This is a genomic window from Chryseosolibacter histidinae (assembly GCF_018598225.1).
Lineage (GTDB): Bacteria > Bacteroidota > Bacteroidia > Cytophagales > Cyclobacteriaceae > Chryseosolibacter > Chryseosolibacter histidini.
In genome coordinates, this window is sequence record NZ_JAHESF010000017.1 from 26,705 (window position 1) to 50,654 (window position 23,950).

The 23,950-nt window shown below is 52.4% G+C and carries 19 protein-coding genes and 1 pseudogene; 11 read left to right on the forward strand and 9 right to left on the reverse strand.

What is annotated here, in order from left to right; translation table 11 throughout:
* Positions 1 to 113 precede the first annotated feature (113 nt).
* Positions 114 to 887, reverse strand: a complete 774-nt coding sequence (locus KK083_RS17625; RefSeq protein WP_254165396.1) for a LytR/AlgR family response regulator transcription factor — start codon at positions 885 to 887, stop codon at positions 114 to 116.
* Complete coding sequence (locus tag KK083_RS17630) at positions 880 to 1,920, reverse strand: sensor histidine kinase (RefSeq protein WP_254165404.1); 1,041 nt, start codon at positions 1,918 to 1,920, stop codon at positions 880 to 882. The genes KK083_RS17625 and KK083_RS17630 overlap by 8 nt, the downstream gene beginning before the upstream one ends.
* A gap of 266 nt (positions 1,921 to 2,186) precedes the next feature.
* Between KK083_RS17630 and KK083_RS17635 the strand changes: the two genes are divergently transcribed.
* The 3 genes from KK083_RS17635 (at position 2,187) to KK083_RS17645 (ending at position 5,113) form a co-directional block, all read left to right on the forward strand.
* A complete protein-coding gene (locus KK083_RS17635) occupies positions 2,187 to 3,524 on the forward strand; it encodes a vanadium-dependent haloperoxidase (RefSeq protein WP_254165406.1) in 1,338 nt (445 codons plus the stop codon).
* A 238-nt stretch (positions 3,525 to 3,762) separates the two neighbouring features.
* Positions 3,763 to 4,287, forward strand: a complete 525-nt coding sequence (locus KK083_RS17640; protein WP_254165414.1) for a DinB family protein — start codon at positions 3,763 to 3,765, stop codon at positions 4,285 to 4,287.
* Between the two features lie 211 nt (positions 4,288 to 4,498).
* Complete coding sequence (locus tag KK083_RS17645; RefSeq protein WP_254165416.1) at positions 4,499 to 5,113, forward strand: hypothetical protein; 615 nt, start codon at positions 4,499 to 4,501, stop codon at positions 5,111 to 5,113.
* 55 nt (positions 5,114 to 5,168) lie between these two features.
* Here KK083_RS17645 and KK083_RS17650 read toward each other — a convergent pair whose 3' ends face one another.
* A complete protein-coding gene (locus KK083_RS17650; RefSeq protein ID WP_254165418.1) occupies positions 5,169 to 7,034 on the reverse strand; it encodes an outer membrane protein assembly factor BamB family protein in 1,866 nt (621 codons plus the stop codon).
* Positions 7,035 to 7,230: 196 nt separating this feature from the next.
* Positions 7,231 to 8,670, reverse strand: a complete 1,440-nt coding sequence (locus KK083_RS17655; protein WP_254165420.1) for a T9SS type A sorting domain-containing protein — start codon at positions 8,668 to 8,670, stop codon at positions 7,231 to 7,233.
* A 137-nt stretch (positions 8,671 to 8,807) separates the two neighbouring features.
* Between KK083_RS17655 and KK083_RS17660 the strand changes: the two genes are divergently transcribed.
* Together KK083_RS17660 and KK083_RS17665 are read left to right on the forward strand one after the other, a co-directional pair.
* Positions 8,808 to 9,683 (forward strand): arginase family protein, encoded by an 876-nt coding sequence (locus KK083_RS17660; RefSeq protein ID WP_254165422.1) that lies wholly within the window; start codon positions 8,808 to 8,810, stop codon positions 9,681 to 9,683.
* A gap of 168 nt (positions 9,684 to 9,851) precedes the next feature.
* Positions 9,852 to 10,436 (forward strand): O-methyltransferase, encoded by a 585-nt coding sequence (locus KK083_RS17665; RefSeq protein WP_262899563.1) that lies wholly within the window; start codon positions 9,852 to 9,854, stop codon positions 10,434 to 10,436.
* A gap of 15 nt (positions 10,437 to 10,451) precedes the next feature.
* Here KK083_RS17665 and KK083_RS17670 read toward each other — a convergent pair whose 3' ends face one another.
* On the reverse strand, positions 10,452 to 10,778 hold the full coding sequence (locus KK083_RS17670) for a hypothetical protein (protein WP_254165426.1): 327 nt from the start codon (positions 10,776 to 10,778) through the stop codon (positions 10,452 to 10,454).
* 86 nt (positions 10,779 to 10,864) lie between these two features.
* Between KK083_RS17670 and KK083_RS17675 the strand changes: the two genes are divergently transcribed.
* Together KK083_RS17675 and KK083_RS17680 are read left to right on the forward strand one after the other, a co-directional pair.
* Entirely contained in the window at positions 10,865 to 11,242 is a 378-nt protein-coding gene (locus tag KK083_RS17675) for an SRPBCC domain-containing protein (protein WP_254165427.1), read from the forward strand.
* Between the two features lie 185 nt (positions 11,243 to 11,427).
* Entirely contained in the window at positions 11,428 to 12,549 is a 1,122-nt protein-coding gene (locus tag KK083_RS17680) for a T9SS type B sorting domain-containing protein (protein WP_254165429.1), read from the forward strand.
* Positions 12,550 to 12,570: 21 nt separating this feature from the next.
* On the opposite strand, the gene KK083_RS17685 is transcribed toward KK083_RS17680, so the two are convergent.
* From KK083_RS17685 to KK083_RS17695, 3 genes are all read right to left on the reverse strand, one after another.
* A complete protein-coding gene (locus KK083_RS17685) occupies positions 12,571 to 13,839 on the reverse strand; it encodes a 7TM-DISM domain-containing protein (protein ID WP_254165431.1) in 1,269 nt (422 codons plus the stop codon).
* Positions 13,840 to 13,961: 122 nt separating this feature from the next.
* Positions 13,962 to 15,410 carry an alpha-L-fucosidase gene (locus KK083_RS17690; protein WP_254165433.1) on the reverse strand — a complete coding sequence of 483 codons (1,449 nt, stop codon included), beginning with the start codon at positions 15,408 to 15,410 and terminating at the stop codon, positions 13,962 to 13,964.
* Positions 15,411 to 15,455: 45 nt separating this feature from the next.
* Entirely contained in the window at positions 15,456 to 18,860 is a 3,405-nt protein-coding gene (locus KK083_RS17695) for a VCBS repeat-containing protein (RefSeq protein ID WP_254165435.1), read from the reverse strand.
* Between the two features lie 294 nt (positions 18,861 to 19,154).
* Here KK083_RS17695 and KK083_RS17700 point away from each other — a divergent pair, with 294 nt between their 5' ends.
* The 4 genes and pseudogenes from KK083_RS17700 (at position 19,155) to KK083_RS17715 (ending at position 22,545) form a co-directional block, all read left to right on the forward strand.
* Positions 19,155 to 19,952, forward strand: coding sequence for a HipA family kinase (locus KK083_RS17700; protein ID WP_254165437.1), 798 nt, complete (start codon positions 19,155 to 19,157; stop codon positions 19,950 to 19,952).
* The gene (locus KK083_RS17705; RefSeq protein ID WP_254165439.1) at positions 19,930 to 20,316 is read left to right on the forward strand and encodes a DUF3037 domain-containing protein; all 387 of its coding nucleotides are present in this window, start codon (positions 19,930 to 19,932) and stop codon (positions 20,314 to 20,316) included. Before KK083_RS17700 ends, KK083_RS17705 begins: the two co-directional genes overlap by 23 nt.
* Positions 20,317 to 20,605: 289 nt before the next feature.
* Positions 20,606 to 21,699, forward strand: a pseudogene (locus KK083_RS17710) (M13 family metallopeptidase); the annotation flags it as partial.
* Positions 21,700 to 21,906: 207 nt separating this feature from the next.
* Positions 21,907 to 22,545, forward strand: a complete 639-nt coding sequence (locus tag KK083_RS17715; protein ID WP_254165591.1) for a M13-type metalloendopeptidase — start codon at positions 21,907 to 21,909, stop codon at positions 22,543 to 22,545.
* A 180-nt stretch (positions 22,546 to 22,725) separates the two neighbouring features.
* On the opposite strand, the gene KK083_RS17720 is transcribed toward KK083_RS17715, so the two are convergent.
* Positions 22,726 to 23,808, reverse strand: coding sequence for a 3-oxoacyl-[acyl-carrier-protein] synthase III C-terminal domain-containing protein (locus KK083_RS17720; RefSeq protein WP_254165440.1), 1,083 nt, complete (start codon positions 23,806 to 23,808; stop codon positions 22,726 to 22,728).
* Between the last annotated feature and the right edge of the window lie 142 nt (positions 23,809 to 23,950).

Below are 23,950 nucleotides of genomic sequence, written 5' to 3' on the forward strand. Positions count from 1 at the left end.
TGTGATCAACAGGAAATGAACGGGAGATGGTGTGCAAGGGTTACGTTTAATCCACGGACGGACCACAGCAGATGGCCGTTAAAGAGATACGATTTACGAGGTACGTGCGCGATCTATCCCAATTCTTTTAACACATCCCTGTACTCTCTGCCTACCGGGATAGATATTCCGTTAACCTCGATCTCTTCGGCGGTGTAGGATTCGATCTTGTCGAGTGACACGATAAAAGACCGGTGAATGCGCTTGAAACGCTGGCGCGGCAGCAGGCTCTCGATCTCATGGGTGCTGATTTTGGAGAGGAACTCTTTCCGGGTGGTGACTACTTTCACGTACTCGCGCTGGCTTTCGACATAAAGGATCTCGTCGAACAGGATCTTCACTTTCTTTTTTTGTACTGTGAGGAAGATGTGTTCCGGGTGTTGGGAGTGTTGAGGGTGTTGTTGGTGTTGTTGGTGTTGTTGGTGAAGAACACCAACAACGGCGGCTCCGACACTGGCGGCGGGAAGGCCAGCAACGGCGTCACTACCCGGCTTTCCTGTCTTAACCTTGTTCACCGCCACCAGGAACCGTTCGAACTCGAAGGGCTTGAGCAGGTAATCGGTAACGTTGAGGTTGAAGCCTTCCACGGCGTATTGATGATAGGCTGTGGTGATGATGACGGCGGGCGGATGTGTCAGTGTTTTTAAGAAGGCCATGCCCTTGAGCTTGGGAAGGTGGATGTCAAGGAAGATCAGGTCAATGGTGTGGTCGCGCAGGAACTCCGTGGCAGCAATGGCATCTTTGAAGGCTCCTTTCAGCTGCAGGAAGGGTACCTGTGAAATGTAGTCGGTGAGCACTTTTGTTGCCAGGGGCTCGTCTTCAACAATGATGCAGGTGATGTCAGACATGGCTCGCAAGGTTGATTTTTAACGACGCAGTAAATACCGATCCATTTTGCTGAACGGACAACTGGTGATCGGTATAGAGCAATTCCAGCTGGCGCCGCAGGTTGGAAAGCCCGATGTTCTCCTTCACCTTCCCGTTGCCGAATATTTCGCTGGAGTTCTTCACGACGAACGTCAGCAACCGCCTGTTCACAGACAGGTGAATCTCCACGAACGGTTGATTCCTCGTTTCCGAGACGCCGTGTTTGAAAGCATTCTCCACGAGGGGGATCAGCAAGAGTGGCGGTATGGACTGTTTCATATCTTCTACGTCATGGTTGAAGTTCACCCGCAGCGATTCATCGTACCGAAGCTTCTCGAGGGCAATATAATCGTCAATGATCTTCACTTCCTGCTCTATGGCGATATAGGCACCGTCAGTCTCATACAACATGAAACGCAGGATCTTCGAGAGGCGCAAAATGGATTCCGGAGCAAGGTCAGACTTATCCCTGGCCAGTGAATAAATGTTGTTCAGTGTGTTGAAAAGAAAATGCGGGTTGGTCTGCGACTTGAGATAGTTCAGCTCCGCTTCCTGCTTCTCGATGCGGAGCCGCTGCGCTGTTTCTTTTAACTTCCGGTAATCGTAGATATGCCTGGCAAGACCGAAAAAAATAATGGAGGCCACGGCCGAAGGAAAGTGATAGGAGACGCCCTTCAGCACAGAATCGTAAAACTGCAGCGGAAAATACAGGTGCAGCCCTATGCCGATAGCCCGCCATGCAAAAAAACCGAACGAGTAAAGCATCGCCATCGCCCATAGAAGCACGGGGGCAATCAATATTTTCCTCCAGGTGAATGCCAGGTAGCGACGCACGTGCTCAAAAAGTATATAGTTGAGCACAACCAGGTAGCTGACCAGCCAGATGTTGTTCCAGGCTCTTTTCAGGAATGTCTCCGGGTGATTGACCAGCTCGCTGAACGTCCACAATGCCAGGAACGCCGCCCCTATGTACAAGTAAAGTCTGAACCGCGCACGGTCGATGGTTAACTTCATGTTCCTTTGGTCGGATAAAGGTCGTCAATTATTCCCGATTTTGACCTGGCAGCCCATGGAATCGGCATGAAGGTCTACCAACGGCACACATCTGTCAACCGGCGAAGTGAATGCTGCCATACGCTGCAAACAGAGGCATTGCGCTTTGTCTTCGCCCTTGCGCGTTGACTTCAAAACGTCGTTTATCTACAGCAGACAGGTGTTTGTTGATCGCACGATGCGCGCTTTTCTTCCCTGCGTATCCTTGTACAAAAACATCAAGGATTATGATCAAAAAGATTTTACTCATGCATGTGTTCGTGCTCTCCATCGCAGTCTATGGAATGGCACAGACAGAGCCCGGGGCCGGCAACTGGAAACCGTGGCTCATCCCGTCAGGCAAAACGTACCGGTTACCGCCACCCCCGTCGTACAAAGGCGAGATCGCGCAGGTGCTGGCCGCGCAGAACAACCTGGACGCTACTGCCCAGCAGAAGATCGTGTACTGGAATGCCGGCGCGCCCGGGTACCGGTGGTATAGCATGGTCTCGAAGCTGTGGATGACGGACATCACGGGCAATGGTGCGCTGGCGAACATGCTCATCGGCACTGCTATCTACGATGCTACCATCGCCGCCTGGGACAGCAAGTATGCGTACAACCGCGCCCGGCCCTTCGCCACAGATAACAAGGTAAAGCTTTACGGTCCCCGGCCAGAAAGCCCCTCCTATCCCTGTGAGCACTCGGTGGCGGCAGGCGCCGCGGTGGCGCTCATCTCCCACTTCTACCCTGCCATGGCTGATTCTGCCAACCGCATGGCACAACAGGTGATGGCCTCCCGCATCGCTGCCGGCTGCGCATTTCCGAGCGATACCAAAGCCGGCTTCGAGCTGGGCAAACGTATAGCGGAGAAGCACATCGAGCTCACGAAGGATTTTATTTCAAAGAAGCAATGGGACGGAAAGATGCCGCAGGATCCCGGTCTCTGGAAGGGTAAAAATCCGATGCTGCCTTTGACAGGACTCAATAAAACAATGGTGCTCGACAGCGCCAGCCAGTTCAGGCCCGGCCCGCCGCCCGACTTTTCAAAAGACATGGAGGAGCTGAAGAGCTTCAAGCAGACCTTTCGTTCGAAGGCCAATGCGTTTTACTATGCAAGCCAGCCCACCGGAGACGACCTGATCAGCAAAAAGGTCTTCGAATACAACCTTCACCTCAATCCGCCGCGGGCTGCCAGGGTATACGCGGCGATGACCGTGGCCTACTACGACGCCTTCACTGCCTGCTTCGACGCCAAGTATGCTTACTGGGGCACGCGTCCCGATCAGTATGATCCCAACTACAAACCTTTGTTCGCAAGTCCTCCGTTCCCGGGCTATCCGTCGGGCCATGCCGTGATGAGTGGTGTGGTCGGCGAGCTCTACCCATACTTCTTCCCGCTCGAAAAAGAGCTGTTCAACAAGATCGCCACCGAGGGAGCGGAATCACGCTTTCACGCCGGCATCCATTTCCGTACAGATAATGATGCGGGGCTTGTGCTGGGGAGGAAAGTGGCGGCGAAGATAGTGGAGCGGGTGCGGGGGGATGGAGCGGATGGGGATGTTAGGGTGGTGGTGAAGAAGTAGAAAAGGAGTAAGGAGTAAGAATTAAGGAGTAAGGAGGAAAGCTAGAAGTCAGAAGTCAGGAGCCAGGAGTCAGAAGCGTGGGGGTAAATCTCGACGGGTAGCGCAGGAAACCATCATTGGTTCAGCAATTGTACATGATTCCCGTGCCAGCACTTTCAATCGAAGCCATTCTGGCTTCTGGCTCCTGACTTCTAGTTTTAAACTTCTTCTCCTATATTGCGAAGCAAATTTTACACCTATGACGCAACTCAAATTCCCTATCGGACCTTTTACGCCGCTGCAGAACATTAATAAGAGCGAGCTTGATGCATTTATCGAGACGGTTGCTACGGCGCCGGGGCGGTATAAGGCGCTGGTGGAGAATCTTTCGGCGGGTGACCTGAAGAAGACATATCGCGAAGGAAGCTGGAATGTGCAACAGCTCATGAACCATGTGGCAGACATGCAGCTGCTTCATTTCTTCCGGATGAAAAAGGCGCTGACGGAAACCGACTACAAAGAGATCACCCAGGTGAACATCGATGGCTGGGCCAATACCGCCGACGGCCTCTCCTCTTCTGTTGCTGACTCATTGCATATGTTCGAAGCCATCACCAAAAGGTTTGTGCACCTGATGCGCTCCCTTGATGAAAACCAACAGGAGATAGCCTATTATCATCCTGCCCGCAAGATCATGCTGAACCAGAAGCAGGCTATTTCTATGTCGGCATGGCATGTGAATCATCATTTGGAGCACATTAAAATTGCGTTGGAGAAGGAGTAAGGAGTAAGAATCTGGAGAGGGAGTAAGGAGTAAGAATTAAGGAGTAAGGAGGAGGAGTCAGAAGTCAGGAGTCAGAAGTCAGGAGCCAGAAGAGCTGGTTTCTTAATTACTGCGCCCCTGAGAAAATGAAGATCTGCATCCGGGTTATCGGGCAACAGCAAGCGATCTTTGTGTGATGACACTATGACGACTGTCATTGAATCATCGCAGCATGAATATCTTCATTTCCAAAATAGCAATCTTTGCTTTCACTTGTTTCTTGGTCACTGCTATTTCCGGGTATGGGCAGGTTCAACGCGGTCTGAAGATGGTTAATGCAACGCTTACGCGGGATGGGGAACTGGTGATCACGGCTTCGAAAACATCGTCAGCTCATGATTTCGATTTCCTGGCGGGAACATGGCGTGCCAATAACCGGCGGCTGAAAACACGTCTTGATCGTTGCGCTGAATGGATAGAAACTACTGCTACCATAGAGAACCGTGCCATGCTCAACGGGATCGCGAACATGGATATCAGCCGGGCATCCAACGCAGGCGTGGTGTCGGAGAACATGTCGCTCAGGATCTTTGATGTGCGCACACGTTTGTGGAACTTATATTGGGTGGATGGCAGGACTGGAACGATGGATCCGCCCGTGACGGGATCATTCGAAGGAAACATCGGGATCTTCTATGGCAAGAACACCTGCAACGGCATTCCCGTGCTGGTGATGTACAAATGGGATAAAAACGATCCTGATCATCCGCAATGGAGTCAGGCCTACTCCCCTGACAACGGGCTCACCTGGGAATGGAACCTGCAGACGCTCAGCGCCAGGCCTTGATAAAGTACGAGATACGATCCCGATAGCTATCGGGAACGAAGTACGTGGCGGCTCCTTACTCCTTACTGCTTACTTCTTCAACTTCCAATAAAACAACCTTCCCATCCATTGTTGATGCAACTACCTGCTTTGTGCTGAGCACTTTTACGGTATTCACCATGGAATTGTCCAGTTTGTAAGCCCAGAGTGTCTTCTGCTGCCGGGGGTCGATGGCATATACTACGCCGCTTCTGGTACCGAAGAAAACCTGGTGATCACGTTCGACCAGCATGGAAGGAACGTGCTCATATCCGAAGCCACAGTGCATTTTCCAGGCGGCGCGTTGTTTCTCGCGGCCCGCAACATACGCCACGATGGTGTCCTGCATGCTCTTACCATAAATGAGCTTTCCATCGGCAGACATGCCCAGCGACTCACGCACGCCCCCTTCTTTGCTTCGCCAGAGTGTTTTTCCGTCAGTGGCTTCGATGGCCGTGACGTAACGATCGGGCGCTACTACATAAACGATCCCCTTGTCCGCCACCGGGATGCAGGAGGCGGGTGAATAATTGCGTACGGACGAGCCGTTGTTCCACTTCCACCGGAGCTGGCCGTCTTTCCTGTTGAGGGCGTACAGGTGACGATCCCAGGCACCGAAGATGATCATGTCTTTGTACAACAGCGGTGTGCTCACAACAGGTCCTTCGAGCCCGGTAAAGTTCCACCGCTCCTTCCCTGTTTTGAGGTCGATGCTTCTGAAGTGGCCGTCGCTGCCGCCAATGTAAACAACACCTTTGCTGATCAGCGGCGATCCCAGCACAGCCGCACCGGTCTTATATTTCCAGCGAATGGTTCCGTTCAACGGATCGAGGCAATAAACATTTCCATCCGTAGATCCCAGCACCAGGTTTTTACCGTCCGATGCGGGTGATGAAAAGATCGGGCTTCCGGTTTCAACAGCCCATTTTTTGCTGCCGTCGGTGATGGACAACGCCTGTACGGTTCCATTCTGGTTTCCGAAGATCACCAGTCCGTTGGTGACATCGGGTGTGGAGATCACGTTGGCGTCAGACGCAAAGACCCATTTGGCTTTCACCTGCGGGTACTGTTTGTTGATGTCGTATTTTGGTCTTGGAAAAATTTCATCAGGCTGATACGGTGTTTTGCTTACCGCGATCGATCTCCAGGAAGGCAAGGTCTCCTGTCCGGGCTTTCTTTCGGCGAAGATGAGCGAGTCGGCCGTTACATCCACCAGGTTGTAGCCACCGATCGCAGCTTTCGCCCTCAGGTTAGAACGGCCCATGGTGGCGGGGCAGCCCTCGAAATCCATCGCTTTGTTCCGGTGACCATGACCACACAAAATAGCAATGACATTGTATCCGCGTAGGCGATCCGTTACTTCATACCAGTTGTCGAGTCCTTCGTCGATGGGATAATGATTGAGAAAAACGAGGGGCATGTTTTTAGGTGTGACATTCAGCACGCTGTCCATCCACAGTATGGCGCTGCGGGGAACATGGCCGTCACTCATTCTTACATACGGGCCTGAAGCACAGCCGAAGAAGCGGATGCCGTTGTGATCGAAAACAAATTTGTCGTTACCGAAGAACCTGGTGAAGCTGAGGCCACCGCTTTCGCTCCAGCCTGTATCGTGGTTGCCGGGAATGATATAATAGGGCACGTCAAGGCTGTCGAGGATCAGGTGGGCAAGCTTCAGCTCCTGGTCGGTACCCAGCTCGGTAATGTCGCCCGTCAGCACGGCAAAGGCGATGTCATTCATGGCGTTGATATCCCTCACCGTTCTGCGGAGGTCTGCATCAGGAGGGCCGCCGGGAGCGCTGATATGCGTGTCGGAGATAAACGCGAACCGGAAAGGTTTGATCTGCGGATACGCTTCTCCAAAAACCGCCAAAACCAATACGAACAGGAATAATTTTTTCATGCACAGGCTTTCAAAACAGGCCTAAAGATACCCGGCCATGCATGAAGCGGTATCCCTGAATACCGGGATTTTGAAGAGCGGCGTTTTTTGAGCCACGAGCTGTGAGCCGTGAGTTGCGAGGACTCACGGCTTACAACTGTTTTGGCTTATGAGATCCACACTGTCATCAAACACTGCACTTCCAGAAGCCCGGAGCTCAAGGCTCGAAGCTAATTTTCACTACTTCATTCCCTATCCTCAACAAGCCCAGGCCCTTGCTCAGGCCTGCAGTACTGAAATCAGTCTCGTGCTCTCCTTCGTGCAGCACACGTTCGGCGATGAGCTGACCCATGACAGAATAGAGCGAAAGTTTCAGGGGCGTTTGCCGTGGCGCATGCTCCTTAACCTTTACCGTGAAATGATCTTTGGCAGGAATGGGAAATACCTGCACGTCGTGGTTCTCGGGCTCATCAATCCCGGTAACGGTGTTGTACGTGTAAGTTTCAAGATAACGTGTGGTGCTGGTGGTGCCTGCATCGTATTTATAGGTCTTCATCCAAATCACAGCGGTGGCATGATCTGTTTGCTGGAGGGCGATCGCTTCAATGCCGCCACCCTTCATCGGGGAGTTTTTGAAGTTGAAGGTGCTGACCACCGCGTTGCCGTCATACCGTACGAGGCCCGACGGCACTTCCTGGGTACCGAAGTTGAACTCGGTGGCAAACCATACTTCACCCGGGGTGAGCGGGTTGAGCACAACGCCATCGAGGTAAACGCATGCCGACTGGATGGCCGGTGACACCGTGCCGCTCTTCACCGACAATATGCTGCTGTAATTGCAGCTTCCATAAAAGGCGCTCCCATCAGGAAGTGCCTGCACGGCATGGCCGCAACCGCTCCAACCGGTGTCATACTCTGTCCAGCTTCCGTCAGCAGGATTGTGCCTGAATACATTTCTGCCCACGGCCACACAGTTATTAGCCACCCACAGCCGTGACGTTGTAGCATCCCATGAAACTGAAGTGGGCTGGGTGATCTTGCCTTCGTAGTCGAGTTTTTTCCATGACTGTCCGTCGTATTGATAAAGGCCTCTATCAGTAGCAACCCACACGAAGGCATCGGCGATCTCAATATCCATGATATCAAAGAATGAAGCGTTGGGTATGGTAACGGATTGCCATGCGGTTCCATTGAAATAGCTGAACTCAGTGCTGTGGAGCGCGGGTGCTGACCACACCTTTCCGTTACGGGCTGCGAGCTTGCCTGCGTACAATAGTCCGGGCGTAGTTCCGGCTTCATAGGTTGTCCAGTGGCCGTCTTTTGTTCTTTTGTGCAGCAGTGCTCCGGCAGCGATCCATACATCGCCGGTCACGGGGTCAGCGGTGATGTCGCGGATACTCTCTGCATTGGCTACAGGCGAGTTGGCGGCGGTGTATGTTGTCCATTCCTGCGCATGAATAAAAAGAGGCAGCATGATGCCAGCGAGAGACATCAGCAGCGTTCGTGTTTTTTGTATGGTAAAGATTTCCATGTAAAGGGTCGTTGATCTTTTATTAATATCGTTGAAGTCTATCACCACCGTTACGAAGCAGGGGCCGGTCAGGTTACTGCACGATATCACAAATACGGGGATCACCGTAGGGATGAGATCCTTCAAAAGGATGTCATCCCTTATTATGCGGGACTGTCGCTCACCGAACGTCACGTCACCAGGAACAAGATTTGTGACCAAGATTAATGGATTAACAGGATGGGCAGTATAAAATCAGGAATGAGATTTTTATACATGTTGGCATGGATCGCCAGATCGTTTCAGCTCCGTCTATTCTTGGCTTGCGTCCTTCGGGTGTGGAGAGGCTGGCGGAAAGTCTGCTTTCGAACGGGCTAAAGGAGAAAATGGGCGCCACGAATCCGGTACTGGAAATTGCTACGCTCAATCATACTTACAGTCGTGAGCGGAATGCCAATCTGATGCTGAATGAAGATCAGCTTGCAGCATTTTCTGATACGATGTACGGGGAGATCGGGAAGCTATTCGATGCGCGCCGGTTTCCATTGGTGCTGGGCGGAGATTGCAGCATCATCATTGGTATCATGGCTGCCTTAAAATCGAAAGGTACGCATGGCCTGATCTTCATGGATGCACATGCCGACTTTTATCTTCCGCATCAATCCACAACAGGTGAAGCGGCCGATATGGACCTTGCCATTGTCACTGGCAGAGGAACAGACAAGCTGACCAACCTGCACAACCTGAGACCGTACGTGAAAGATGCCCATGTTTTTCAGGTAGGCCAGCGTGATGCATCAGAAGCCCGCCACTACGGCGCACAAAGTACCCAGGATACGGAGATCAACTGTTTTGACTATGAGCTTTTCAAACGCGACAATCTCGACGATATCACAGGCAGGATCATCTCAAAAGCCAGCAGCCATGGCGTTGACGGGTACTGGATCCACTTTGATGCGGATGTGTTGTCTGACGATGTGAATCCCGCCGTTGATTACCAGTTGCCGGGAGGGCTTAGCTTTGAGCAATGTGAATACCTGCTGCGAAGCTTTTTACGATCGCTGGCCATTGTCGGTATGAGTGTGACGATATTCAATCCTCAGCTTGATACGACGGGAAACATTGCGAAGCGGCTTGTCAGTACATTGTCAGAACTCTGATTAAGATGATTATAGGATTAACAGGATTAGGTGCAAATGGATGTTGAATCTTCTAAGTAACGAACGTTAGCTTCTCTTCATCGAAGAAAAAAGTCGGATACGCCGTGCGATCTGCCAGAAGATTTATCTATGTTGCCTGCGCAATCATGGTAATCTTTTAATCCTGTAATGCTCGTGGAAGAAACAATCAATCAAGCGTTGCCCAGCGCTTATCGCCATATTCAAGATGCAACAAAAGCGGCGGGATTTACAATGGCGTCAGATATGATGACATGCTGCCTGCTGAGAACACTGGCAGCGACAAAACCGTCAGGTAAATTTCTCGAGCTTGGTACCGGAACAGGACTATCAACGGCATGGATATTGGATGGCATGGACCGACATTCATCCTTGATATCCATTGACAACGACGACAAGATCATCGGTATCGCTAAAAAATTCCTTGGCGACGACCAACGCCTCAACCTGATCACGACCGATGGCGGAGACTGGATCACCGACAACCGCGAACAAAAATTCGATTACATCTTCGCCGATACCTGGCATGGAAAATACCTGATGCTGGAGGAAGCGCTGCAGATGCTGAACAAAGGTGGCCTGTATATCATCGACGATATGCTGCCACAACCCAACTGGCCCGAAGGTCATCATGAAAAGGTGGCTAATCTCATCAAATACCTTGATACACGAACCGACCTTGTGTTAACCAAACAAGTCTGGGCCACCGGTATCATCGTTGCCGTGAAACGGTAATGTAAGGGCTGGGGCTTACATTGAATGCTTCTTCGTCATCCTTGTCCTTCGGGCATGCGTTCCTTTCCTCGCTGCATGCTTGTGACGCCTGAACACCTGGGCTTCGTTGAGGCCGGCATTGCGACGGGGTTTGTGCTTCTTTACGGCCTGCCCCGGACGTTCAGTGCTGCGCGCGTGGCTTCCTGCTTTTTTGCCGCGGCTCTCGTAACGGAAGAACGGTGACTTGCGTGGGCTTTGGACTCTGACATCGCCATCCGTAGCGGAGGTGTGCTCTGGCGCCTGGGCGTGCAGGAAGTATCCCGTAAGGAGGAATAGCGCGGCCAGTGTACAACGGATCTTCATGCCTTGGGTCGGATGGATAAAAATAACACTGTGACTGTTACCAAGCAAGCTATGGAGATACCGGCTCCTTCCCTACCTTTGTCTCCATGAAAGATTTTAAGAAGTACTACATCATCCCAGCGCCGCCGGAAGACGTCTACCTGGCCCTGACCAACCCGCTCACCCTGCAACTGTGGACGGGTGATAAAGCAGAAATGGAAGCCGTGCCTGATACGGAGTTTTCTTTGTGGGATGGCAGCATCGTGGGAAAGAATATCAGCTTTGAACCCGGGAAGAAGATCGTGCAGCAGTGGTATTTCGGAGAGCAGGAAGCGGCATCGATCGTTACCATCAAGCTTCACCCCGGCCCGCACGGAACGTCTGCCGAGCTCAGGCATACGAATATCCCCGATGAAGATTACGAAGATATAGTTGAAGGATGGAACACGATGTACTTTGGTGCGCTGCAGGAGTTTTATGAGTAGAGTTCTGTTTGCTCGAATTTGACTATTTTCGCAGTTGAATTTACCTGAAGGTGTATTGTATGCGTGTTGCGTTCGCAATTGTTTGTTCTTTTATCAGCATTCTCACTTTTTCACAGCCGATTTTCCGGAATCCTTCATTTGAGAGTAATGAACCTCCCAGGTACGACAGGGTTCCTCCCCAATGGTTGACCAACTTACTGAATTGCGGAGGCCGGAGCACTCCTGATCTGCAGCCCGGTGAATATGGTGTTTCCTTTCCGCCGCATCACGGAAGCACATACACCGGATTGGTAGCGAGGGCTGATAACACTGCCGAGGCGGTTTTCCAGGTCCTCGATTCGCCCCTGCGGGTTGGAAGCTGTTACGCGTTCACGATACACCTTGCAAGATCTGACTACTATGATGGCTTTGTCTATATCAACCCTCTCCGGCTGGAGATCTGGGGTGGCAGCGACGACTGCCAAAGAACCGAGCTTCTGTGGCGCTCACCTGTTATCGACAACACAACGTGGCAGCCTTACGAGGTAAAATTCACGCCATCGGCCAATCATAGTAACATTATTTTCCTTGCTACCGGTTACAACGGAAATGTGCTCATCGATGATATTGTCGGGGAAAAGATCCTGAATACAGGGTGGTCTCCTTCGGTAGCAGCGCACTCCATCTGCGAGGGAGAAACGCTGCAGCTCGATATTTATCGCGACAACGCACAAGCCTATGCGTGGAATACAGGAGAGACAACTTCCGCGATCACTGTCTCCGCTGCCGGCTCGTATACAGCAACGGTTGATTTTGGTATGTGCGCCTTTACCTCCTCCTTCGCCGTTACGTTGAAAAAGAAACCTCAGCTTAGCGTGGGAAAGGATACCGTGCTGTATTTTGGCAACGATCACTACCAGATGATGGCCACCGGCTCACCGGCAGAAGCCAGCCTGGTGTGGAATACGGGCGAAAAAACGCAGGGCATCGTGGCACACAAAGCCGGTCAATACTGGGCATCCCTGAGCAACGAATGCGGCATCGTTACGGATACTATAAACGTCGATTTTCTCGATCTGTTAGTGCCTAATATAGTCACGGACAACGATGACGGGAAGAACGACAAATTCCAAATAGATGGTGTCGAGCCCGGTACGTATGGGATCTCCATATACAACCGCTGGGGCGACCTGATCTTCAGCTCCTCCTCTTACCAGAATAACTGGCCCGTCAACAACGTTGCGCCCGCGGTTTATTATTACATTTTACACAACAGGAGAAATGCCAATGCGCCCTTGCGGGGTGTGATCCATTTGATAACGAGGTGATCCAGTCCTGTCCCTTTCGAATCAAACATTCACCTGATCCTTATACAGATCATTGAAGCGCAGAATGTCGTGCTCTTCCGAGCGGAGGCGCATGGGGGTTCTGTAGAGCAATGAAGCCACGTTCAACAACAGCGCGAGGGCGTAGCCGATGTGGATCACGATGCGGTTGAGGTCTGTGACGGTGATGAATGCGTAGACATTATAAAATCCCACCAGCGTAAAGACTATCAGGCCGAGCACGGAGACCCATGCCCCGGCCCGCTGAAAGATCAGCGCCCTGATGATGGCATACATTACATAGGCGATGAAGGTGAGCGCGATGATCTGAAGCACCAGCAGCAACGGTGAGAACATAGACGACGATGCAAAAATTACCACACCGGTCAGCAATGCATTGAGCGAGACAAAAAAGTACAGCAGCACACGTTTGAACTCCTGCGGATAGATGCTGGCAATGAACAGCGCACCGAACAGCACGATCAGCGGAATGGTGAGGTATTCGATCTTGGCCGCTACTTCCCAGCTGGCATCAATGCCGAAATCGTTATAAAAATAGAGGTCGGAGAAAATGAACCTTACCGTATACGCCGTTGAAAGCAAGGCGAGGTACAGGAAGCTGAGGGGGCGAACGATGAAAAAGATGATGAGGCCACCCACGCTCACCACACCGAAAAAGATGATCAGGGCAATGCCACTGTTATGGAAAGCGGAAGCGATGCTGGTCAGATAGTCTGTGTCTCCGATGCGCAGGATCTCCGCGCAACCTCCCCGCGTATGCTGAAAGTTGGAGATCTGGAAAATCACCCGCAAGGTATCACCGGGATTACGCACGGTCACGGTTTGTGGATTCCAGCGGGGGACCACTTCCTCGGCCTTTGTTCCCACTTTGCCACTGCTGCAGATCAGCTTGTTGTTCACCCAGAAAGCATAACAGTTGAACACGGCAGGCACGGCAAACGATACGCTGCGCATGTTTGCAGGCATCAGGATCTTCAAAGCGTACGTGGCATAACCGTTCTTGGGCAACCGCTCGCCGCCGATCTCCTGTTCGTTCCAGGGTACGGAGAGCTGGGCAAAGGTCTTATCCTTATTCTCTTGCAGGTCTTTAGAAATCAGGAGCTTTTTCCAATAGAATTCCCATTCGCCATCGAGCCAGATCACGGGCTGTGCCTTGGGATCCCACTTGCGCAGGTCAAGCTGGCCCCCCTTTACGGGACCAAAATCCTGGCTCCAGGCATGCAGGCAGGCCATTGCTGTAAACAGCAAAACACCAAGAACACGGGTGATCATCGGACAAATTCAGCTAATTGGGTGGGCTAAGATAACGCTCTTTTGGCCGCATCTCCAATGTGATGTAAGAAAGACAGTCGAAAAGAAGCCAATTGTTTCCCCTACTTACTCCTTACTACTTTTTAAAAAACAGCAACATTAGAGATCAACGGGCATGCTTTCGATGCGGTGATGGTGACCTTCACTCTGTCCGTTTCCACGGGATCGAGCTTGAGGATGCGTTTGTAACCGATGGTAGTGCCTTCGGCCACCTGCTGCCATGCGTTGTTCTTCCATACCTCAATGGTAAAACCTTTCACACGCTGTCCCAGCTTGATATATTCCTGCAGCGTGATATACTTCACCTGTACTGCTTTGCCGAGGTTGATCTCAAGGCTTGCTGAAGTTACGTCATCGTCTGTGGCCCAGTAGGTTTCTTTGTCGCCATCGGTGGCTTTTGACGGAGCGTAAACTTCCGCCTTTCCGCGGTAGTTGCTCGCCGAGGTCATGGCGCCGGTGGCAAGGTTGGTACCAAAAGCTTCGTCGAGCATCTTGCGCCATCCCTGCAGCGCATTCACATCATTTTCATGGATGAGGCCGCGACGGTCAGGCGGTACGTTGAGCAGCAGCGTGGAGCCACGGCCCACTGACGTGAGGTAGATGTCGAAAAGCTTTTCAGGCGACTTCACCAGCGTATCTTCTTTTGCGTGATAGAACCACCCCGGACGGATAGACACATCCACTTCGGCAGGGATCCACGCGGTGCCCATTTCCGAGCCGGAGCCCAACAGCTCTTCGATGCCACCTTTTCCGGCATAGAGCGTATCGGGTGTGATGTTGTTCCAGTTCGTTTTGCCGGCAATGCCACGTTCGTTGCCAACCCAGCGCACACCAGGACCGGCATCGCTGAAGAAGATCACACCGGGCTCAAACTTACGCACCATGTCGAGTGTTGTGGGCCAGTCGTAATATTTGCTGCCATCGATGCGGCGTTTCTCATTCGTGCCGCCATAGTAGCCGTCACCACCATTGGCACCATCGAACCACATTTCGAAGATCGGGCCATAGGCTGTGAACAATTCTTTAAGCTGGTTGCGATAATATTCCACGTAGGCCGGCTTACCATATTCGGCGTGGTTGCGGTCCCACGGAGAAACATAGATACCAAACTTCAGTCCGTGCTTTTTGCAGGCGTCAGCCACCTCGCGTACGATATCACCTTTGCCGTTCTTGTAAGGACTGTTCTTCACCGAGCGCTCCGTGTATTGCGAAGGCCAGAGACAAAAGCCGTCGTGATGTTTGGTGGTGAGGATCACACCTTTGAAACCAGCGTCCTTGAGCGTTGAGACCCACTGGTCTACGTTGATGGCCGTGGGGTTGAACAGCTTCGGATCTTCGTCGCCGTAGCCCCACTCCTTATCGGTGAAGGTGTTGATGGTGAAATGGATAAAGGCGTTCATCTCCATTTCGTGGTAGGCCAGCTGCTCAGGGCTGGGCACGGGCAACACGGGGGCCGGCACCGTAACGTCAGCCTGGCGACACGACGCGATCAACAACAGAACAGTGAACAGGAACAGCGAGCTGTATTTCATTTTTCAGAACGGGTTTAAAATGTAATTTTTATCGGATGATCAAACTTATCGTTTCGTACTGGCAACGGTTTTCTCCGCCGCCACCGTGCACTCAAATATAGCAGCGGCGTCGTTATTACGCGATACAATGATCTTGTCTGCCGCATTTTTAAATTTCAGGATGGCCATGTCACGGATATCTCCTCCCAGCCATAACGGTGCGTTTGGCAGGTAAGTGCTGGCTTTACCTTCGCTGAATTTCAACAGAAGTCCCATGGAAGCATCACTTTTGCCAAGCTGTACACGGTAAGGATAAAAGTTTCCGGCAACGATGATCTCCGGCTTGCCGTCATGGTCAACGTCGTGCTGCACAAAGGCGTTGGCAGCGGATACCTGTGCGAGGTCAGGCAGTGCTTTCAGGCTAAACCTTCCACCGGTGTTCTCCAGCCACGACGATTGCAGTGTGACCACTTTCAGGACCGCCGCGGAAGCAAGCTGTTCTTTTGTGAGGATGTTATCAACAGTTGCGTCTGCATAGTCGGCGTATTTGATAAATTTCTTGCGCAGTGGCGTAACCTGGTCGAGCAGCTCGTCACGTGACGCCATGGGATAGCTGTTACCCTGGATGTAATAACAGAGCAACGGATCGACGGCGCCATCGGCATTGATATCCTGCATGTAACACGTGAGTGGTTCAGCTTCAGAGGCGCGGAGCTGAAGGTTGAGGCCTGCGTTGCCCAGCAGAAAGTCCATGTCACCATCACCATCGGCATCCGTCTGTGAAATACTGCTCCACCATCCCTGCGTTTTGGAGAGCCGGAGGTCGTCGGTGATTTCCTTCAGCTTTCCTTTGTCATTGCGGAACACGCGCACGGGCATCCACTCTCCCACCAGGATCAGATCTGGCCATGAATCGTTGTTGATGTCTGACCATAATGCATCGGTGACCATGCCTGCAAGCTGCAGCGCCTCCCCTGTTTCACTGGCAACGTCTGTGAATTTCACCTGACCATCTCTGCTGTCATTGCGCAGCAGAGAACTTTTGGGGAACAGTGGATAGTTCTGCGCTGCAAGCCTTCCACCTACAAAGAGGTCGAGGTCTCCATCTTTATCATAATCGGCTGCAGCCGCACAACTTCCGCTGGTCTCTTCCGCTGGCAGCACACCGTGAGCCCGGCCGAAAGTGCCTGCACCGGTGTTCAGGTATAGACGGTCCTGGTAGTACGGGTCACCCGGCGGGAATTCATTTCCGCCACTCACAACATAAAGGTCTGCATCGCCGTCGCCGTCTGCATCGAAGAACGTCATACCTGTGTCTTCATACGCTGCGTCTTCTTGCCACGGCTGTGAAGGTGCTTTCTCAAGTCTTCCATCGTCGGTGCCAAAGTATAATGCTCCCGCCTGGCCTGTTGGGCCACCGAAAAATACGTCGTCATTGCCATCGCTGTTAACATCGGCCACCGCGAGCTTACCACCCAGGCGCGAGAGCTGGTATGGCACGAGGCGCTGCGCCTTGAAGTCGATGTAGCGGTTCTCTTGGTGTCTGAAGTCCAGGCCGGCCGTTGCAGTCACCTCTTTCAACAGGGGTGGCTGCACGGGTGCCTTCGGTGCCGGCACAGCCATCGCGTTTTCCTGCGGGATCAAAAGGGTCTGGTTGGGCTCAATGTTCTTCAAGACTGACACGGATTGGTCTGGCCACTGCACATCGATCTCCTCAATGAAAGTTGCTTTACCGATGCCAATGGTGAAGACAGGCTCCACGCTGGATTGATAGCCGCGACTGAAATGTGCTTCATGGCTGATGGTTCGATCCGCGAGTTTTACCTGAACCTTCGCACCTATACCCGCCGTATTGCCTTCTTTGCCTGCCAGCCTGATCTTGATGTAATTGTTCTGCTGTATTTTCTCCTGATGGTTCTGAAGCACGGAGATCTCGTCGTTGAGGTTGCTGGCCACAAGATCGAGGTCGCCGTCATTATCAAGGTCTGCATATACGGCGGCATTCGAGATGGCTTTTTGTGTGAGGCCCCAGGCTTCTGTCCTGTCGACAAAATGCAGGCCGTCTGTATTGCTGAAAGCGTATTTGGTGAGCTTGGTGGAGGGCATTTGCTGGATCACCTTGAGCATGTCAAGCGGATGGTTGTTGGTATTGGCTTCTTTCACAGCATCGCCCACGGTGTACTTCAGAAAGTCGAGGTTGGTGAAATCGCGCAGGTAGCCATTGGTGATAAAAAGATCTTTGAGGCCATCGTTGTCGAAGTCTGCGAAGAGTGGCGCCCAGCTCCAGTCGGTATTGGAGATGCCCGCAAGCTGCCCGAGCTCGCTGAACCGCGGCAGGCTGTCGGGTGCAAAGCCCCGGTTGACCTGCAGTGTATTGCGCATATGCTGATGGTGGTAGCCACTGTCTACGGCCAGGGAATATTTGTCGTATTCATCGGGACCTTTCAGCAGCTTCTGGCGATGATTGTCCTCCGGCAGCATGTCTACCACAAAGATGTCGGGCAGGCCATCGTTGTTGATGTCGGCGATGTCGGAGCCCATGCCATATTTGGAGAGGTGACCGAAGAGTGTGTGTGACACTTCCTTGAAGGTGCCATCGCCTTTGTTGATGTAGCAGAAGTCCTGCTCGTCATAATCGTTGGTAACATAGATGTCGGGCCAGCCATCGAAGTTGAGGTCGCTGATGGCGGCGCTGAGTCCGAAGTTCAGGCCACTGCCGTGGATGCCGGCCTGCGCACTTACTTCTACAAACCTGCCATGGTCATTGCGGTAGAGCTTGTTGCCAAAGTAAGGATGCCTGAGGTTGCGGAGCCGTTTCACGTTGAAGAACACGGAGTAGAACATGTTGGCGTGATTGAGCAGGAACATATCCAGGTCGCCATCGAGGTCCATGTCCAGGAAGTACGATTGTGTGGAGAAGGTGCCGGGTGCATCGAGTCCATATTGCGCGGCCTGCTCCACGAATGTGGGAACTCCGCCGGGTTTGCATCCCTGGTTGATGAAGAGCTGGTTGGCACGTTTGGGGTGATCCATGATCACAGGTTTGTTAAAACCTTCTCCTTGCGCGTTACCTGAATAGCAGAGGTAAAGATCCTGCCATCCGTCTCCGTTCACATCGGCAAACGTCACACCCGTTTTCCAGTCGGGGCGCCCTGCCGTGTTCGATTGCCGCGTGATGTCTTCGAACTTCCAGCCTCCTTTGTTGATGAAGAGCTTGTTGGGAACAGCGTTGCCGGAGAAATAGAGGTCCGTGAGCCCGTCATTGTTGATGTCAGCCGCCGCAACACCGCCGCCGTTGTAGGTGTACTCGTACGTCATGATGTTGTTGTGCGCAGTTTCCGTGATCTCGTTCCTGAACGTCAGACCCGTATCCTCCGCTGGCATCAGCGTGAATTGCGTCTCCTGCCGGCATTGCTGCAAAAGCATACCAGTAAATAGAAGCAGCCATAGCCATCGTCTGCTTGTGCTCATCTTGTGATGGGTTTGTTTAAAAAATAACGGAGGGATTTAGCCTCCGTTATCGCACTTAAATTAACCAACTTTACCCAATTTTTTTCAATTGGCAATCGACAAAGAATCAGTTGACAATATGTACCCCTAAACTCTTCGCCCCCCAACACCTCACCCTTCGTCGGTATACTTGCTGACACCACCCCAAACCGGCAACCGGTAAGTGTTTCAAATTTTTTCACACACGTAATGAGATCGCCATTTGGAATAGTTTGCGCTAGCTGCTTTCTTTAACGCCATTACGCGAGGAACTTTATGGAGCACAGGCCACCAGAACTCAGGACCGTGAATGTGACACGTTATGTTACGCCGCTGCGCGAAGGCGGATCGATGCCCGCTATTGTGGAAGCGGATGATCAGTTTTTATACGTGCTGAAATTCCGCGGCGCCGGCCAGGGCAGCAAAGCCCTCATTGCCGAGCTCATCGGTGGAGAGATCGCCCGCACCCTGGGCCTGAAGATCCCGGAGATCGTTTTCGCGGAGCTCGACAGCGCCTTCGGGCGGATGGAAGGCGATGAAGAGATTCAGGACCTGCTGAAAGCCAGCACGGGCCTCAACCTCGGACTGCATTATCTTTCAGGGTCCATCACCTTTGATCCCCTCGCCATACCGGTCTCCCCGAAGCTAGCGTCGCAGATCGTGTGGCTGGATTGTTTGCTGATGAATGTCGACCGCACCACCCGCAACACAAACATGTTGTGGTGGCACAAGGAGCTCTGGCTCATCGACCATGGCGCCGCGTTGTACTTTCACCATTCGTGGCAGGATTGGCAGAAGGCCGCCACCAAGGCTTTTCCCATGGTAAAAGACCATGTGCTGCTGCAGCATGCCACGGTGTTGAATGACGTAGACCAGGACTTCCGCGCAAAGCTCACCCCGGAGCGCATTCGTGCTATCGTATCGTTGGTGCCTGACGCGTGGCTCACGGCAGACGCGCCCTTTGAGTCGCCGGACGCGCACCGGCAAGCCTACGTTTCATTCCTTGAAACCAGAATCGTAAATTCGGACCTTTTTATAAAAGAAGCACAACATGCAAGGGAATCACTTGTTTGAGTACGCTGTTATCCGTGTGGTACCGCATGTTGAGCGTGAAGAGTTTCTCAACGTAGGCATCGTGCTGTACTGCAAGCCACAGAATTTTTTAAAGACCCGCTTCGCGCTGGACGAAAAAAGATTGCTGGCGTTGTGCGAAAAGCTCGACCTGCAGGAGCTCAGGCAACACATCACTTCCTTCGAGCGCATCTGTGCGGGAGGCAAAGACGCCGGCCCTATCGGGAAACTCTCCATGCCCGAACGCTTCCGCTGGCTCACCGCCACCCGCAGCACCATGCTGCAAACGTCGAAAGTACATCCCGGACTCTGCACGGATGCGGAGGAGATGCTGGGGAGACTGTTTGAGCAACTGGTTCAGAGATAGTTGCCAGTTACCAGTTGCCGGGCGGCCAGTTCAGTTCCGTGTAAATTTTTCCAGCGTGTTCTGATCCAATCTCCTGATCAATAAACGAAACTTCGAGTTCACACAACGCCTAAACCGGCTATCCGGTAACTGGCAACCGGTAACCAATTTTCCCTTATCTTCCGCCTATAACCATTAACCTATGTTCAGACGACTACCTGCCCTGCTTCCGGGCATTCTATTGCTGGCCTCGTGTGCCAACAATAAGGAAGTAAAACTCGAAAAAGGTGTGGGCATCAACACCGCCTACATGGATACTACCGTGAACCCCGCGGACGACTTCTTTACCTTCGTGAATGGCAACTGGGTATCACAGACCCAAATCCCTTCCGACCAGGGACGCTGGGGCTCTTTCAATGAGCTGGGGGAGAACACCCGCAACGCCGTGCTGTCAGTATTGAAAGACGCCGGCTCCGGCAATCTCTACAAAGATGGCTCCGATCAGCGGAAGGCCGCCGATTTCTTTGTCATCGGAATGGATTCCACGCAAGCTGAGAACATGAGGCTGAAACCCATCGAGCCCTACCTGGAAAAGATCAACGCCATCGCCAGTAAAAAAGATCTGCAGCAATACCTCGCCGAACAGCAGCGTGTGGACGGAGGCGCTTTCTTCGGCCTGGGTGTGAATACGGACCTGAAGAAAAGCAACGAGGTGGCACTCTACCTCAACGCCGGGGACTTGGACTTCCGGAACGCGACTACTATACCAAGACAGATGATAAATCGAAGGAAACGCGTGAGAAATATGTAGCGCACATCACCAGGATGCTGACGCTGGGCGAAGATCCTGCCAAAGGCGCTGCCGCAAAAAATATCATGGCAATAGAGACCACCCTCGCCAACGGAACCATGACCAAGGAAGAGCGGAGAAATCCTGATAAACGTTATAACAAACGCGCCGTTGCCGACATGAGCAAGATGGTACCTTCTATCGACTGGAAGCAGTACCTCTCGTACCTCGGCATCAGCGGCATCGACTCGGTGATCGTGAGTGACGTGGGTTACATGAGCGCGCTTGAAAATGTGCTGAGCAAAAGTTCGCTGACTGATATCAAGGCATACCTGCGCTGGAGACTGCTGGACCGCACCGCTCCTTACCTAAACTACGACCTCGTTCGGGCCGACTTCGAGTTCAACACCCAATACCTGCGTGGCATCGACGCCCTTCGTCCACGCTGGAAACGGGTGCTGGACGCCACCAACGGCGCTGTGGGTGAAGCCATCGGCAAGCTGTACGTGGAGAAAAACTTTCCGCCCGAAGCCAAGGCCAAAGCAATGCAGATGGTGGAGAACATCAGGCTCGCTTTCGCTGACCGCATCAAAAACCTGGACTGGATGTCTGACTCTACAAAAGAGAAAGCGCTGAAGAAGTTGTCTACCTTCTCGGTGAAGATCGCCTACCCTGATGAGTGGCGCGATTATTCAAAGCTCGTGGTGGAGAAAAATCCCGAGAAAGGTTCTTATGCACAGAACGTCATGAATGCGCAGCAATTCAATTTCAACCGCCAGGTTTCCAAACTAGGCAAGCCGGTAGACCGCAAGGAGTGGCGCATGACCCCGCAGACAGTCAACGCGTATTACAATCCTACTTTCAATGAGATCGTTTTCCCCGCTGCCATCCTTCAGCCACCTTTCTATGATTACCGTGCTGACGAAGCCGTGAACTATGGCGGCATCGGCGCAGTGATCGGGCACGAGATATCGCATGGCTTCGACGACCAGGGCAGCAAGTTCGATGCAGAAGGCAACCTGAAGAACTGGTGGTCGGCCGAAGACCTCCGGCGCTTCCAGGAAAAAGGAAAAGCGTACGCTGAACAGTTCAACAAGTATGAGCCCCTTCCCGGCGTCTTTGTTCAGGGTCAGTTCACCCTGGGCGAGAACATCGGCGACCTCGGTGGCGTCACTGTAGCGTACGATGGCCTGCAACGCCACCTGAAAGCGAACGGAAACCCGGGCCTCATCGAAGGATACACACCAGAGCAACGTTTCTTTATTTCATGGGGCACCATCTGGCGTTCGAAGTATAAAGACGAGACCCTGCGCACACAGGTGCAGACCGACCCGCACTCGCCCGGCATGTACCGAAGCAACGGACCGCTCACCAACTTCGCGGCGTTTTACGAGGCGTTCAACGTGAAGGAAGGCGATAAGATGTTCAGACCTGAGTCTGAGCGGGTGAAGATCTGGTAGGGAAGATGGTTGACAGTAGGCAAGATGGCAGTAGACAATGGGTGGGCGTTGAGATTCACGATTCGTGCTTTGCTCTGAATTATTGGATTCGAGAGAAGCACACAGACCAGTGTATGTCAGACGTACTGTTGTCTACTGCCCATTGTCAATTGTTTATTGTTCCTTGCCTACTGCCTACTATTATAATTGGTACACCGGAATAATAAACGCTCCCCGTTCGGGGCCGGCGCCTACCACGGAGATGCATATCTTATCACCGGCTTCAATCACACCCGCTTTGAGATCGTCGTCGAGCAGCTTGATGGTGCTGGTGGTTACCAGGTTCCCGTATTTCACAACGTTGATACCGATCTTCGAACGATCGATGGTATGTTCCTTGATCAACGTGTCGAGAAACGCGTTGGTGAGCATGGGACTTGCCTGGTGTGTGTATAGTTTTCTTACCTGATCCAGGTAGCCTGGCTGGTGGCGTTCCAGCTGCTGGTGATTCAGCGTCATACCCTTGATATAATATTCTTTGATGGAGTTGCCCGACATGGCAAAACAAGAAAGCGCTTCGCATTCCTGTGTGCCGGGAGGTGCCCACGCGCCGCTGCCATAGTAGTGGATCAACGGATCTTCGAAGCCATCTTCCTGCCCGAAGGCAAGCGAATCACGTGAGTAGAAAGAATAGCCTGTAGGTTGCTCGGTTCTGCGCAGCACTACTGCGGAGGCGCCATCGGAAAAGAGCGCTGCCGACATCCACAGCGATTTTCCCAGCGGATGCACCGCGTTGTTCTTGTAAACAGGTGTTTGTGTATAGAGGCTGCTGAGGCTGTACGAGATGATGAGGAAAGTTTTTCCAGCCATCTGTGATGCGAGCGCAATGGCCCGCGCCATGCCTGCACATCCGGCACCCAGTAATACGGGCACCACATGATCGGGCAGTCCGAGGTTCTTGTATAGGTGGAAGGCATCCTGGTCGAGCTGAACCTGGAAAGGTGAGCAGGTAACGATAATAGCAGCGTCGATCTCATCGGCCGTCACCTGCGCTTTTGCCATCGCTGCCTTCGCCGTATTCACCACCACGGCAGGATCCTTGAACACTTCCGGTGCCCAGCTCTTTGATTTGATACCAAGAATTTTTTCGATCATGCCACCGTCAAGATACTTCCCGGTTTTCTGGCGATCAGGAACCTGATAAAGATTTGCCCAGTCATCGATGGTGATGGGCTCTGCCACAAAAGACGACACGCCCGTGATCGCTAAATTGATTTCGTTCATAAAAAATTAGTAGTTGTTAAATTTGTCTAAACGCCGGGCTCTTCTCCCCTGCTCAAGCCGTTAGATCGGGTTTTGTACAGGTGTGACAAATTCTCAATACAATTTTTTACGCGAACGATTGCTGAAGGAATGAACCTCCCGC

What these genes read in the sequence shown, in the direction of transcription:
- KK083_RS17630 (WP_254165404.1), bottom strand. Translation starts at nt 1,920, where the DNA reads ATGAAGTTAACCATCGACCGTGCGCGGTTCAGACTTTACTTGTACATA.
- KK083_RS17690 (WP_254165433.1), bottom strand. Translation starts at nt 15,410, where the DNA reads ATGAAATACAGCTCGCTGTTCCTGTTCACTGTTCTGTTGTTGATCGCG.
- KK083_RS17715 (WP_254165591.1), top strand. Translation starts at nt 21,907, where the DNA reads ATGACCCCGCAGACAGTCAACGCGTATTACAATCCTACTTTCAATGAG.
- KK083_RS17670 (WP_254165426.1), bottom strand. Translation starts at nt 10,778, where the DNA reads ATGAAGATCCGTTGTACACTGGCCGCGCTATTCCTCCTTACGGGATAC.
- KK083_RS17705 (WP_254165439.1), top strand. Translation starts at nt 19,930, where the DNA reads ATGCAAGGGAATCACTTGTTTGAGTACGCTGTTATCCGTGTGGTACCG.
- KK083_RS17625 (WP_254165396.1), bottom strand. Translation starts at nt 887, where the DNA reads ATGTCTGACATCACCTGCATCATTGTTGAAGACGAGCCCCTGGCAACA.
- KK083_RS17635 (WP_254165406.1), top strand. Translation starts at nt 2,187, where the DNA reads ATGATCAAAAAGATTTTACTCATGCATGTGTTCGTGCTCTCCATCGCA.
- KK083_RS17695 (WP_254165435.1), bottom strand. Translation starts at nt 18,860, where the DNA reads ATGAGCACAAGCAGACGATGGCTATGGCTGCTTCTATTTACTGGTATG.
- KK083_RS17645 (WP_254165416.1), top strand. Translation starts at nt 4,499, where the DNA reads ATGAATATCTTCATTTCCAAAATAGCAATCTTTGCTTTCACTTGTTTC.
- KK083_RS17640 (WP_254165414.1), top strand. Translation starts at nt 3,763, where the DNA reads ATGACGCAACTCAAATTCCCTATCGGACCTTTTACGCCGCTGCAGAAC.
- KK083_RS17650 (WP_254165418.1), bottom strand. Translation starts at nt 7,034, where the DNA reads ATGAAAAAATTATTCCTGTTCGTATTGGTTTTGGCGGTTTTTGGAGAA.
- KK083_RS17720 (WP_254165440.1), bottom strand. Translation starts at nt 23,808, where the DNA reads ATGAACGAAATCAATTTAGCGATCACGGGCGTGTCGTCTTTTGTGGCA.
- KK083_RS17675 (WP_254165427.1), top strand. Translation starts at nt 10,865, where the DNA reads ATGAAAGATTTTAAGAAGTACTACATCATCCCAGCGCCGCCGGAAGAC.
- KK083_RS17700 (WP_254165437.1), top strand. Translation starts at nt 19,155, where the DNA reads ATGGAGCACAGGCCACCAGAACTCAGGACCGTGAATGTGACACGTTAT.
- KK083_RS17660 (WP_254165422.1), top strand. Translation starts at nt 8,808, where the DNA reads ATGGATCGCCAGATCGTTTCAGCTCCGTCTATTCTTGGCTTGCGTCCT.
- KK083_RS17665 (WP_262899563.1), top strand. Translation starts at nt 9,852, where the DNA reads ATGCTCGTGGAAGAAACAATCAATCAAGCGTTGCCCAGCGCTTATCGC.
- KK083_RS17685 (WP_254165431.1), bottom strand. Translation starts at nt 13,839, where the DNA reads ATGATCACCCGTGTTCTTGGTGTTTTGCTGTTTACAGCAATGGCCTGC.